Source organism: Solibacillus sp. FSL W7-1324 (assembly GCF_038008025.1).
Lineage (GTDB): Bacteria > Bacillota > Bacilli > Bacillales_A > Planococcaceae > Solibacillus.
Window position 1 is genome coordinate 396,279 of sequence record NZ_JBBOYH010000001.1, and the last position, 13,722, is coordinate 410,000.

Consider the following 13,722-nt stretch of genomic DNA (forward strand, 5'->3'; position numbering starts at 1 on the left):
AAAAGTAGTTTTAAAGCCTCCACCTGCTTATTAATGAGTTTCTCCCTCTTACGAATCATAAATATTCCTCTACTAATTGTGCACCTTTTTAGTACAAGGTGAATAGCAATTTTAATAATTATTAACTATTGTCCATCTAAAAGAACTAGATATTTTTAGTTTATTTAAGGCCGAAATATGATCTGGTGAAAGAAAAGTACTAGTTTTCAAATCACTTTTCATAAAATATACAATGTTCCCATAATATAATGATAAGATTTGTTCAATTCTATTCCATATCTTTTCAAATAGAGTTACCATTAGATTACAGGGATTTAGGAGGGGGAAATATGAATTTTTTAGATAACAGATATTCGCAATTAAGAAATTTTATTGAAACACAATATATTAATCAAAATAGTTGGGAAAAAGTTAAAAGCCTTGATTTTATGGGGATGGAAAAGCAAATGAGTTTAAAGCTATTTTCATCACTGGTTGCATTGTCATCAGATGAACTGACTGAAGAGGTATGGGACAAGTTTGTTGAATATATGCAAAATCGAGACAAGAAACATAATATAGTTAAATTAGGAAGAAATACATTTAATGATGCAACGATTCCTAATGATAAATATACAGCTTGGCAATTATATAAATCGAAATTAATTAAACAAGGTTGGTCAGATGATACGATTAAAAGTATCGAAAAAACTTCATTTGAAATTTTGAAAAACCTTTCAATGGATACAACGGAAGATGGAGCTATAAAAGGATTGGTAATAGGTAATGTTCAATCCGGTAAAACGGCTAATATGGCTGGATTGATGGCGATGGCAGCTGATAATGGGTTTAATTATTTTATAGTGTTGTCAGGTGTAGTAGAAAATTTACGTCAGCAAACAGCTACGCGACTTTACAATGACATGAATTCATCAGGTATCGGTAATTTACATTGGCACCAAGTGGAGAAGCCTTCTTTACGTTCGAAACTACCAGAACATGACATCAGTAAATTTAATTTAGGCTCCAATGCCAAGGATAGATATTTTACTGTGTGCCTAAAAAATAGCAGTAGGTTAAATGCCTTAATTAAATGGTTATTGTCAGATCCTAATAAAGCTAAACAATTAAAAATTTTGGTTATTGATGATGAAGCAGACCAGGCAAGCGTAAATACGAAGAAAATTGAAGATGAAGATAGAACAAAAATCAATAAACATATTACAAAACTTGTTAACTCGGATTCTGTAAAAGGTATGAACTATATCGCTTATACAGCAACACCTTATGCCAACATATTAAATGAAACAGATGAAGAATCATTGTACCCAAAAGATTTTATAATACTTTTAGAAACTTCAGAAGATTATATTGGACCAAAACAATTTTTTGGGACAGAGGAACCTGAATCAACGCCTCAAATTGATGTGATTAGGGATATACCGGATGGTGATGTCGATTTAGTAAGAAAAGTTCAGGATTTAAGTACTGTGGGGGATTTACCAAATAGTTTAATTGATTCAATACATTGGTTTATGTTATCTGTTGCAGCTATGAGAGCATTGGATTATCACAAACCGATTTCGATGTTGATTCATACTAGTTTTAAAATTAACCATCATACCAATATTGCCAAAAAGGTAGAACATTACTTATTGAGTATTCGAGATAATTTTGAAGTAGTTAAAGAGAATTTACGTGAAATGTATGAAAATGAATCGTTGGATTTCAAGCGTTCACATTTTTTGGATGGAATGAAGAATTATTCTTCTAAAGAAAACGTGCCGGATTATCCGAAATGGGAAGAAGTAGAACGCTATTTAGATAGAATAATACGCTTACCGGAAAGTGAATTTGTGAGCCACATTCCTATTGGAGAGGAAGGTCAACCAGTTTATCATAAAGGTTTCCACTTAGTAATTGATAATAGCCGTGCTAAAGCTGACGATCAGATTGTTCGTTTAGTCTATCCTAAAACGACATCGGTGTCAGGAACTGCCCCTGCGTTTATTGTTATTGGAGGTAATACACTTTCACGTGGTCTAACTTTAGAAGGATTAACAACTTCATATTTTCTAAGAACAACAAATCAAGCGGATACTTTAATGCAAATGGCCCGTTGGTTTGGATATAGAAAAGGTTATGAAATTTTCCCGCGTGTATGGATGGAACAATTGGCATTGGAAAGATTTCAATTTCTTTCTCAAATGAATGAAGAGTTAAAAGATGAAATTGCTGAATATGCAAATTCAGGGTTGACGCCTACTGATTATGCTCCACGAATTAAAAATTCAAGTGATTATAAATTAATTCGTATTACTTCCAGTAATAAAATGCAGTCGGCAGAACCAAAAGAGTATGATTTTGCGGGATTTAATTCCCAAACCGTTTATTTTGAAAATGATTCGAAAAAGATGTTGAGTAACTTGAAAATTACAGAAGCATTTTTGAATGATTTAGGGGAGCCCGAAATTAAAAATAGTCATATGATTTGGCAAGATATATCGACTGAAAGTATCAAAAACTTCTTGATAAATTATGAGGTTTGTGAAAAAGATATAAAAATGTCGAATTTACCGGCATTATTGGAGTGGGCAGAGAAAAATTCAGAGGACTTATCAAATTGGAGCGTTGTACTGTCAAGTAAGGGTAGAATTGAAGAAACAAAGGGACTGGATAATGGGTGGAATATACATGGTTATAGTCCTAAGTCATCGGTTCGTACAAAACTTACTAAACGCAGTACGGAATCAATAGCCAATATAGGTGCACTTAGATCTCCGGGAGACTTGGTAGCAGATATTGAAGAAGAATTGACTGTAGAAGAAAAAGGGAAGGCGAAGCCTTCTGAAATTCGTGCAATAAGAGAAAAGTACGGGTATGGAAAAGTGCCTCAAATTGTTATTTACAAGATTGATAAAGGGCAACTGTCGAATGAGGACGTAGAGAAGTTTGAGTCCAAACCTGCCAGAAGTCCGTTAAATTTCCCTGAAGATATAATAGGAATCAATGTAATGATACCGGGATTATCTAAAGGCGGACAGTTGGCTACTTATATTTCAGCTAAAATTAATACGAACAATAATTTTGAACAAGACGAGTTCTATGAAGAGGAGTTAGAAAGCAGTGAGAATTAAACATGCACCAAATGATGTACAGAGTATGTCTCAGGACGGTAAAGCCATTTTAAGATCCTTACCGAATAACAACCTTTCACATATTGATTTGATGGTTCGAGAATCTATACAAAATAGTCTGGATGCAACAATAGATAACACGCCAAAAACAATTGTTGATTTTTCCACAGGGGAATTCGAATCGGAAAAATTAGCATCTAACTTTGAAGAAATCGAAGATGTACTTCTCGAAAGATATCCAGGGAATCAAAGATTTATAGCGGTTAGCGACAAAAATACATATGGTTTAACAGGAGATTATAGTTCAGATGACATCAGAATTTTGAACAATAGTAATTTTCATAAACTAGTATTTGGAATCGGTAAAAACCAGGATAAGGATGGTGCGGGAGGAAGCTGGGGACTAGGAAAAACAAGTTATTTCCGTATGGGCGTTGGTATTGTAATTTATTATACACGTATAAAAATAAACGATAAATATGAAGAAAGATTAATAGCCTCGTTAATTGAAGATCCCACAAAAGAGGATCGTATCCTATCTTCAAATGAGCGTGGAATTGCCTGGTGGGGTGAGTATGTAATTAATGAAGAAAAAATCTCACCAATTACGGATAAAGAGCAGATTGGTAAAATTTTATCGTTATTTAATTTAGAAAATTATAAGAATGAAGAAACCGGAACATCAATCATCATCCCATATTTAAAAGATTTACAGGTGGGGATGGTTGAAAAAAATTCATTTGCATTTCCTTGGGAAGTTTCTATGGAAGAAGATGTAATGATGGCGGTCCAAAGATGGTACTTTCCAAGAATCTGGAATGGGAAGTACCATGACGAATTAGGGAATTCCATATTGGACTGTAAAGTAAATAATACCTCCATACATCCCAATATAAATTTTGAACCGATTTTTAAGTATTATCAAGAACTATATATTTCCGCATTACTTGGTAAGGCACAATCTCCGGAAATTAAGGTTGAACAGATTAAACTAGGAACTAATGCTATGTTAAACCAGAAAGAACCTATTGGTTATGTTGCTTTCAGGGAAGTTAGCAGAGAACAGTTAAAAATGACTGCTCCTGAAAACAAGCCTTCTGGTCTGGCATATTTAGGAATAAAGGATGTTTCTAAAATGGAGAGCGATTCATCAAAAGTAGTAGCATACAGTCGCAAGCCGGGTATGGTTGTTGAATATAGTGTAGACGGACCTTGGTCAAACGGAGATATAGTTCTAAAGGACGGTCACATGCTCATCGCTTTCTTTGTACCAAATTCCAACGGGGAATTAGCAAGTAGATTTAAAGATGTGAAATTATCTACAGTAGAGAGTTATTTACGTTCTGTTGAAAATTCTGACCATGCTGTATGGGAAGATGTGCCGGGGGTTAGTGTAATTACGAGAATTAGAAATTATACTAATAAAATTATTAAAAGTGCATACCAAAGCGAAGATGACTATAATAATTCTTCTGTAACTTCAAGTTTATCGAGAAAATTTGGGGCAATATTAATGCCGCCTAAAAACTTCGGAAAGACTTCAGCTAATGCAAAGACACCAGGAAAAGCAATAGCTATTAATTCCAAAAATAGGGGATCTGATATTACAGTAGTACGCTCTAATCCTAAAAATGAATTTGAGGTAGAGGTAGCATTTAAAGCATTTATTAAAAAAGAATCAAATAATAGAATTTTGCTTCAAGTCTTATCCCAAGATCAAAAAATTGATCAGGCTTCATGGTATAAGTCAATGGGGGATACAGTAAAATTTCCATTTGTAATTAAAGATGTCATGATTAATAAAATTAATAATGATCAAGTTGAAAAATCTATATTTGAAATTGAAGAAAACGATATGGAATTTAAACTTGAAGAAGTTTCAGCAACATATGTAGACATTAATTCTAATTTGCAAGAAGGTATTGAGATTGAGGGAACTCTAAATTTAGACATCAAATCGAATCAATATCTTCCTAATATAGCAATTAGAACGATTCAATAGGTAGGTGCTAAAATGATAAACTCCAATAATAAAGTATCTTTATATAAAAAACTCGATGAAGAATTAATCGGAAAAGTTGGCTTGAAAATTGAACAGCCAACTTTTCAATATAAAATCAATGATCTATTAAAAGAAATTGAAACGGGAGAGGAATTCGAAGGGGTATTAACAATTAACGAATATGACACAGAATGGTCGCCTAATGAAAATGATTTAATTGTTAAACAACGGTTTGTTTTTGAAAAACCATCCTTACTATTTGGAAAAGAAGGAATTGCTTTGGAAGGCAGTATAATCGGAATTGCTGTTCACATCCATTCAAAAACTTCCAATTTCCAAAAGAAAATGAATTTTGGATCAATAATACCATCGGAAAAGCCGATTGTTGTTAATTTCGAACATAAATTCCCAAAGGACACTTTACGGGGCAACCTTTCGATAAGTTTCTTTTTATACTTGCAGAAAGTTGGCAGTTTAATGCCATTTCAAGCAGATAAAGTAGGTATGTTATTAAGTGAAAATGATTTATATAATATTGAGCTGATAATTGATGGAATTGGTTCGGCTTTCCCGATTAATGAGTTTAGCGATAAAAATAAGCCATTATGGATCTTGGAAAAAAACTGGGCTGATGCAAGCGATGATACATTTGACAGTTCCAATGTCAATTTAAGTTTAAATATTGCTCACCCTCTATTTGAACAAGTAAAAGCAGGTAAAACAAAAGTTAGTAGAGCAATGATGGGGGACATAATGATTCAAGCTATGGCAATGATTATTCAACAAGTAATATTAGTTGAAGAAAAATCATTGACAGAAGTAGATGAAAGTTCAACCAGCAGTATTTTAGCCGTAGTTAATTATTGGGTCACAACCTTTGAAGTGGATACTACATCACTGTTTTCAATTATGAATTCATTAAGAACTAATTTAGAAAAGGATATGTTGGGAGAAGAATAGTTCATGATAATATGGGAAAATATTAGATATGATTTAAATAAAGCCAGTGCAGACTTTGCAAAATTAAATGTACTAGATGAGAAAATAGAACCTATTAATGTGAAAAATGAGTATGTGGAACTTAGAAATAAATTCATTTTTGCACGAGATGAAATATTTGAAAAGTATAACCTTGATGGTTCAAATAAGCTGGATTATCATTTCGACTTGTTATACGGACTAAAAGTATATGAAATTCTAAATGAAGAAATAGGTTTCGTTAATAGAGTAGCTACGAATGACGACGTTTGGAGGTATCTGTCGATATGTGTAATCCCTGATATTGTTCATGCGCGATGGGGGCTAAATGCAGATCACTTCTATAAAACATCACGACGTATATGGCTGAAGACAATTTGGTGGTACATTGATTTATCATGGAGAGGGAATGCGGAAGAAACGTATGAAATTCTTAAAGGAAATTCAACTGACACAATCCTGCAATTAGTTGAGCGACCAGGAATCGGCTATTATAAGGAACTTTACCGAGAAATTATGCTGCAGTATGCAAGTTTAGAAGATTCTTCACGAAACTGGTTCAGACGTGCTTTAAAATTAAACACAGCTCGTTTAATTACTACATCTCCAGAACTGGTAGATGGAGGAATCATAAAATATGTTGAAGAGTTATTTGAAACCACGAAAGAGTAAAGAGGGATTGTATGGCTACTTATACTGAAAACTTGTATCAAAATATTTTTGGTAATTACGCAAATAGATTTCTACAAATAAGAATTATAAGTGGCTATGGTTCGGCTAAGTTTTTAAAGAGGGTAATGGATGAATATCCACATTTAAATATTGAACTGTACTTAGGGATGACAGCTGAGGGTGTTTCAATTGATAATCACAATGAGTATCTTCTGATTTGTCGTCAAAATGAAGGAATAAAAGTATTCTATCAGATCAGTGGAATACCTAATCATATGAAAATTTTGGAGTATTCTAATGGTATAGAAAAAAAGTTGCTAGTTGGTTCAGCTAATTTTACCGAAAATGGATTCATATACCAAAAAGAGCTTATGACGGAAATTGAAGAGACATTAGATTTCTTATTTGAAGATCAAATTAATCGATCAATGTTATGTACCGAACAGAATATTGCGGATTTTATAAACCTTTATTCAGAACCTCTAGAGCTGCAAATCGATACCGAAGATGATAAAATAAATAACTTGGAGGACAGTACGCCAAGTGTAATAGCGGCGACAGTTATTCATGATAAACCAAGTATTTACTATAATAATTTAATCTTACTAAGAAAAAATATAGACTGGGATTATTATAAAAAGTTTAAATTACCGATTGTTTTGCCTAGTCACAGGAATCATCATTGGGCAAGTACAGGAATAAATGCTTGGACGGAGCAAAGAAAACCTGTTTTAGAGCAAACTTCTAGGTTATTGTTTAAAAACGTTTTTCCCGATGGTGAAGAATTTTATATATATACAGATGATAAATTGATTTTTCGTGCTAAATTAACAGGAAAGTTTAGTAGGCAATTGGAATTATTAAATGCCGATTTATATAGATATATTCTTAACAGACTAAAATTAGAAGAGAACAAACCCATTTCTTATGAGAGTCTTTTAAGAAGAAATTCAACTAGCTTGTATTTTGAAAGAATAAATTTCAACGAGTTTTATATGAGTTTTAATGAAATATAGCTACTAGTAAGTCGGAAATTTATTTTGGGAGGTTGAAGGGTTCAATGTTGAAGGTAGTTGAAACATTTAGTGGCATTGGAAGCCAGGTCCAAGCTCTTAAAAATATTGGCATAGAACATGAAGTAGTAGCGACAGTAGAATGGGAAATTGGAGCAATGTATGCTTATGATATTATTCATAACGGACCACAGGATTTATCGAAATATCGACATCATACGAAAGAGTCTTTAGTAAATATATTAGCTAAATACAATTTGTCTAGTGACGGTAAAGAGCCATTGAGTTACAGAAGTCTGAATTCATTAAGTGTGGGGCACTTGAAATCTATACTGTGTGCAATAAACCGGAATAATAATCTAGTTGACATAACAAATGTTAAAGCAGAAGAATTACCCTCCACAGACGTATTAACATACTCTTTTCCATGTCAGGACTTGTCGGTAAGCGGACATTGGCATAACAATACTTCAGGTATTGATAGAGATGCAAATAACCGTTCCACGTTACTGTGGGAAATTGAACGTATATTAAAGGGATATGTAGAGCAAGAAAAAGAATTGCCTAAATTTTTGCTGATGGAAAACGTAAGTAATATTCTTTCAAGTAAGCATATAAATAATTTCAATGAATGGCAGAGTTTCCTCGAAAATTTAGGGTATGTTAATCAAGTTTATACATTGGATGCACGAAATTTTGGTATTCCGCAATCGCGTGTCAGAACATATTTGGTAAGTGTTTTGGCTCAAAGTACGCACAAAAAAAATATGGTTGGTGATTATTTTATGCTGAATAACCTTGAGAATATCTCTTTGGATAAAGGTAGAGTTCAGCCGATAGGGAATTTTTTGAGGTTGGATTATTCCGTTGAAAAATATAAACTAGAGGCTATAGATAGTACGCCTGTATTTACGGAGTCTCGAAAAAAAATATATGAAAACAATGTTATTTTAGCTGCCGGTAATGCTGCTAATGAAGCTGAACATGCTCGTACTGTTACAACGAAGCAGGATCGTCATCCTAATTCGGGTATTATTGAATATAAGAACGAAGTATTAACAACAGTTAATACTAAGTATAGAAACCTTACACCCAGAGAATGCTTTTTATTGATGGGATTTGAAGAAAGTCAATTTGATTGTTTAATCGAGAATAATTCACTAGTGGGAAATGAAAAAAAGATGTTAAGTCAATCGAAGTTAATAAGGCTTGCCGGAAACAGTATTGTTGTACAAGTACTGGAAAGTATATTTAAACAAATTGATGAGATTAATCGAATTATTCTTAATGATGATTCTATTGAAGTTGATAAAAACCGTGTTACGGTCGCTATATAAAAAAATACAAAAGTGCCGCTAAAGAGAATTTATTGAAGTGACCCCTAAAAGTTAGACACGGTTATTTCGCTTAGGCAACTTGTGTAAAATGAGTTCGGTATTCTACCGGACTCATTTTTAATTTTGCCTTCATGCGTTTCGTGTTGTAATAGTTTATATACTTTTCAAGTTCCTTTTTAAATTGTTCCACACTTTCAAATTCCTTTAAGTAGAGAAATTCCGATTTTAGTATCCCAAAGAAGTTCTCCATCACTGAGTTGTCGTAACAGTTGCCTTTACGTGACATACTTTGCACAATGCCCCTTGATTGGAGCGCATGGCGATATTGTTTCATTTGATAATGCCAGCCTTGATCGGAATGCATTAATAGCTGATGTTCTGCGGGCAAGCGTTCTAAAGCTTGATCCAACATCTCTGAAACTAAAGAGTACGTCGGTCTTGAACCGATTGTATAGCTGATGATTTCGCCATTAAATAAGTCTAAAACAGGCGATAAATAGAGCTTTTCACCAAATAATTTAAACTCCGTAATATCCGTTACCCACTTTTGATTTGGGCATTCAGCCGTAAAGTTACGATCTAAAATATTCGGCGCAATTTTACCGACTGTACCTTTATAAGATTTATATTTCTTCATACGCACTAAGCACTTTAAACCTAGTTCTTTCATGATACGCTGAACCTTTTTATGGTTCACTTTTTTTCCACGATTCGCTAGCTCATCACGTATACGACGATACCCATAACGCCCTTCGTGTTCTTCATAAATCGATTGAATGTCATCTTTTAGTTCGGCATCTGGATCAGGTCGATTCATTTTCTTCACTAAATCATAGTACGTGCTGCGTGGAATGCCTGCGAATGCCACAAGCGCCTTCACCGGGTATTTCTGCCTTAATTCATAGATGACATTTACTTTGTCTTCTTTGGTGATTTTTCCTTGGCTTGAACTAAGGCGTTCAACTTTTTTAAATACTCGTTTTCTATACGCAGACGATTGATTTCGGCTTGAAGTGCTTTAGGTGAACTTTCTACTGGTGTTTGTTTTGGTTGTTTCTTCGTTTCCTTTTTCATGGATGGACGCCCCTTTTCCTTTGACAGAAGGGCATCAAATCCTTGTGTTTCTAACTGTTTTCTCCACTGAAGAATTGTGGAGGGTGCGGCTATCCCAAAGATAGCCGCTGTTTCGTTTAAGGATGTACCGTTTTCAATCATGAAGTTTAGTACGTCTAGTTTAAACTGTGGTGAATAATTTGTACACTTCTTGAGAAACGCATTGTCGCCGAGATATTCATATTGTTTGACCCATTTTAAAACGGCTTGATGATTCGTTCCCATTGACTTGGCAATTTGATAAGAACTTTCTTTTCCATTTAAGTAACGTAACGCCGCTTGTGATTTTTCCCCTGCAGTAAATTTTGCCATAGAAAAACTGCACCTCCAATTGTTAGATGTGTCTAACAATTGGGGTGCAGTTCATATCGTCTCCTAGAGCGGCACTTTTGTTTTAAAGGGAGAATTTTAGCTGCTCATCATCAAGCTGAACATCTTTCAAATAATTGGCTATTACTCTAGCTATTCCTCTTGCCATCAACGGCGGGACAGAATTTCCTATTTGCATATAAGTTTTTGTATAAGATCCTTTAAAGAAATAATCATCAGGATACGATTGTACTCGTGCTGCTTCACGTGGTGTTAGTCCCCGAGCTTGCGTAGGATGGATATACATATTACAGTCAAACTTCATATGAGCGGTTATTGTCTTGCAAGGCTGTGCATAAATCAATTTATAATATTTGTCCTTAAAGATATCGTTTCGAGTAGTGTAAGGCATAATGTCTGCAATTTTAGGATCATCGGATTTATCACCTTGATGCAACCTGGAGAAAATTTCGATATCACGGTCATTATTATAACGTGCTTTATGGTTATATAAGAAAGTCGGAATATTCTTAGGGTTGATACGTTCCAAATAAGCGTTATTTTTGTAGTTTTTAAAAGCTGTCACAAAGTAACCGTGCTCATCAGATTCATACTCAGTCGTATTTTTTTTAGTGAGTGATGTTAAAACCGGTAAATCTGCTATAGCATCTTCTAATGCAGTTGGTGGGATACCCTCGTTATTTTTATGAATTTCCTTAAAAATTGCTGAATTATCAATTTCCGTTTTATTACCGATGAAAATAATGCGTTTTCGTTGTTGAGGCACACCGAATTCCACAGCATTTAATACTTCGTAATGTACTTTGTATCCAATATTTTCGAAATCCTCGCATACTTGGCCGGCGATTTCTTTCATTCCTACAACATTTTCCATAATAAAAAATGTCGGCCGTACAGAAGCGACGACCGCAACAAATTCTTTATATAAACGGTTACGAGGATCATCGATAATACGCTGTCTATTCGCATTACTAAAACTTTGGCAAGGCGGACCTCCAATAACAACATCCACATGTTCATCCATTATATATTCCGAAACAGTACTAGCGAAGTCTTGAATATCCCCTAAAACAATTTTCCCCGGATTTACTTCCGGGTGATTATAGCTGTAAGTTTCAACGCAGCTAGGTTCGATATCATTTGCAAAAATTACTTTAAAACCGGATTGGGTAAAGCCTAAAGACATGCCGCCTGAGCCGCAAAATAAATCTATAACTGTCGGTTTATTTGCAGCTTGTTCAATTGTTAAAAGGGAAGCACGGCATGTTTTACAAATTTTCGGCAATAGACAAGTATCGTTGTTATGCTGAATGAATGAAAATAAATTACTTATTTCCTCAATCGGTAATTTAATTTTCTTATTAATTAGCTTTAGGAACGCATCCAGAGAATCTACACTTTCAATAAAACCGAGCTCAGTGAAAATGGTGCCAAGGGGGCGCTGTTGTCCAACGTTTTGTAGCTGCAAAATTTTTAAGTGTTTTACCGCATCTTCAAAATATGCGATAAGCTGCTTTTCATCTGTTTTCGTTTGAAGATTCTCATAGGTTTTAAACATTTGCAGTCTCCCTTTTCATTGCATTCGGCAGAACGGTTAAAATACTTTCGGCAATAGCTTGTGCTACATTTACAGTGACTGCATTTCCGAATTGTTTGTAAGCCTGTGAATCGGAAACAACAATTTCATAATCATCAGGAAAACCTTGTAAACGAGCACATTCTCGCGGTGTTAGTCTACGAATATCAGTTTTACCTGCCTCTTTTGCAAGGGGATTGGGGTCAGTTACATAATTATCCTGATTTGCACGGTGCATTTTGGCCATTGTAGCTGTCAATGGACGTGCAATAGGTAAATCAATTTCAGATTTTGAGTAATAACCACCAGAACCATGAGATAAAATGGTAGGTAAAATTTTATGGCTTAAATAGTATTTCGGGTCAACATTCTGCTCTAATATAGAACGGATATTTATTTTATCTGTATTAAACTGAGTGCCGGCAGGAAATTGAAATGATTCCTTTAACTGGACCGTAATATCTTTGCGGAAACACACAATAAAAATACGATTGCGTTTTTGCGGAACACCATAATCAAGGCTGTTCAATACCTGTGTGTGTACTTCGTAGTTTAAATTCTCTAAGGTTTCTATAATTACTTTTAAAGTATTACCGTTATCATGTGTTCTTAAATTTCGTACGTTTTCTAATACAATTACTTCTGGTTGATGATGTTCAATGATACGGGCAACTTCAAAAAAGAGTGTCCCCCGAACATTATCCAGGAAACCCTGTTTTTGCCCCATCATGGAAAATGGTTGGCAAGGAAAGCCGCCAATGAGTACTTGGTGCTTCGGTATTTCAAATTCATGAATTTGCGATAAATCTCCCTCTACCATGTGTTCTCCAAAATTATGGCGATAAGACTGAGCTGCGTATTTATCAAAATCGTTCGCAAAAACGATATTAAATCCAGCCTGCTGAAAACCTAAATCCATTCCGCCACAACCACTGAACAATGAAACTGTTTTCATAATTTACTCCTTCTTAAAATTATTTGTTGCGATATATTCAATAATCCATTCACGGATTAAAACGGAACAATAATTATTTTTTTCATGAGCAATTTGCATAAATTGATCTTTGATTTCCGGCTCTATAGAAATTTCTATTTTAGAAGTTTTAACTTTACCGGCAGGACGCCCTCGTTTCTTCGAAGACATAAAATCACCATCTTATTGTAGGATTCTCTTATTATACTATTTTAGACCCTGATTGAAAAGTAATTAAGGCTGAAAAATAAAATTAGGGAACAAATATTGAAAGTAAAATTTTACCTATATTATAATAGGTGAAAAGAACGGGGGAATGAAGTTGGCTGAAGTAAGTTTAGAAGGGGCGCTTAATATTGGCAAGGAATACTTAGAAAACTTAGGGGTCGCAAATGGAAAAATCAATTATTTTTTTAATAAAGAGTTATTTGAAGATGGTTTTATTCAGAGTTTAACAGATGCAGGAGTTATTAATGCTAACAAATCTTCGAAAACTACTGCAAAAACTACCCATATTCACATTACTGGCCCCTCAAGATTCATATTTTACACAGAAGAGGAACTTAAAACGGCTGGAGGGCTGGAAGATGACCGTATTTCTGTGAAGTTATT

Annotated in this window: 11 protein-coding genes (1 of these 11 cut by a window edge); 7 read left to right on the plus strand and 4 right to left on the minus strand. The window is 34.3% G+C overall.

What is annotated here, in order from left to right:
• Nucleotides 1–329 precede the first annotated feature (329 nt).
• The 6 genes from MKY71_RS01955 to dcm are packed head-to-tail and all read left to right on the plus strand — an operon-like array spanning nt 330 to nt 9,118.
• Nucleotides 330–3,116, plus strand: coding sequence for a Z1 domain-containing protein (locus tag MKY71_RS01955; RefSeq protein ID WP_340731420.1), 2,787 nt, complete (start codon nt 330–332; stop codon nt 3,114–3,116).
• Entirely contained in the window at nt 3,106–5,118 is a 2,013-nt protein-coding gene (locus tag MKY71_RS01960; protein WP_340731421.1) for a hypothetical protein, read from the plus strand. Before MKY71_RS01955 ends, MKY71_RS01960 begins: the two co-directional genes overlap by 11 nt.
• Before the next feature lie 12 nt (nt 5,119–5,130).
• Nucleotides 5,131–6,078 carry a hypothetical protein gene (locus MKY71_RS01965; RefSeq protein WP_340731422.1) on the plus strand — a complete coding sequence of 316 codons (948 nt, stop codon included), beginning with the start codon at nt 5,131–5,133 and terminating at the stop codon, nt 6,076–6,078.
• A 3-nt stretch (nt 6,079–6,081) separates the two neighbouring features.
• Nucleotides 6,082–6,768, plus strand: coding sequence for a hypothetical protein (locus MKY71_RS01970; RefSeq protein WP_340731423.1), 687 nt, complete (start codon nt 6,082–6,084; stop codon nt 6,766–6,768).
• Nucleotides 6,769–6,779: 11 nt separating this feature from the next.
• Entirely contained in the window at nt 6,780–7,784 is a 1,005-nt protein-coding gene (locus MKY71_RS01975; protein WP_340731424.1) for a phospholipase D family protein, read from the plus strand.
• Nucleotides 7,785–7,828: 44 nt separating this feature from the next.
• Entirely contained in the window at nt 7,829–9,118 is a 1,290-nt protein-coding gene (gene dcm / locus MKY71_RS01980; protein WP_340731425.1) for a DNA (cytosine-5-)-methyltransferase, read from the plus strand.
• Nucleotides 9,119–9,188: 70 nt separating this feature from the next.
• Here dcm and MKY71_RS01985 read toward each other — a convergent pair.
• The 4 genes from MKY71_RS01985 to MKY71_RS02000 form a co-directional block, all read right to left on the minus strand.
• Nucleotides 9,189–10,543 (minus strand): IS3 family transposase gene (locus tag MKY71_RS01985; RefSeq protein ID WP_340731426.1). Its coding sequence is split into 2 segments (ribosomal slippage): nt 9,189–10,090 and nt 10,090–10,543, totalling 1,356 coding nucleotides; the frame shifts between segments, so codons are not numbered across the junction.
• An 82-nt stretch (nt 10,544–10,625) separates the two neighbouring features.
• On the minus strand, nt 10,626–12,119 hold the full coding sequence (locus MKY71_RS01990; protein WP_340731427.1) for a DNA cytosine methyltransferase: 1,494 nt from the start codon (nt 12,117–12,119) through the stop codon (nt 10,626–10,628).
• Entirely contained in the window at nt 12,112–13,092 is a 981-nt protein-coding gene (locus tag MKY71_RS01995; protein WP_340731428.1) for a DNA cytosine methyltransferase, read from the minus strand. The genes MKY71_RS01990 and MKY71_RS01995 overlap by 8 nt, the downstream gene beginning before the upstream one ends.
• A gap of 3 nt (nt 13,093–13,095) precedes the next feature.
• Complete coding sequence (locus tag MKY71_RS02000; protein WP_340731429.1) at nt 13,096–13,281, minus strand: hypothetical protein; 186 nt, start codon at nt 13,279–13,281, stop codon at nt 13,096–13,098.
• A 151-nt stretch (nt 13,282–13,432) separates the two neighbouring features.
• On the opposite strand from MKY71_RS02000, the gene MKY71_RS02005 reads away from it, so the two are divergent.
• Nucleotides 13,433–13,722 carry the 5' portion of a hypothetical protein gene (locus MKY71_RS02005; protein WP_340731430.1) on the plus strand. It continues 802 nt past the right edge of the window, so the window shows 290 of its 1,092 coding nt (coding positions 1–290); the start codon lies at nt 13,433–13,435; its stop codon lies off the right edge, out of view.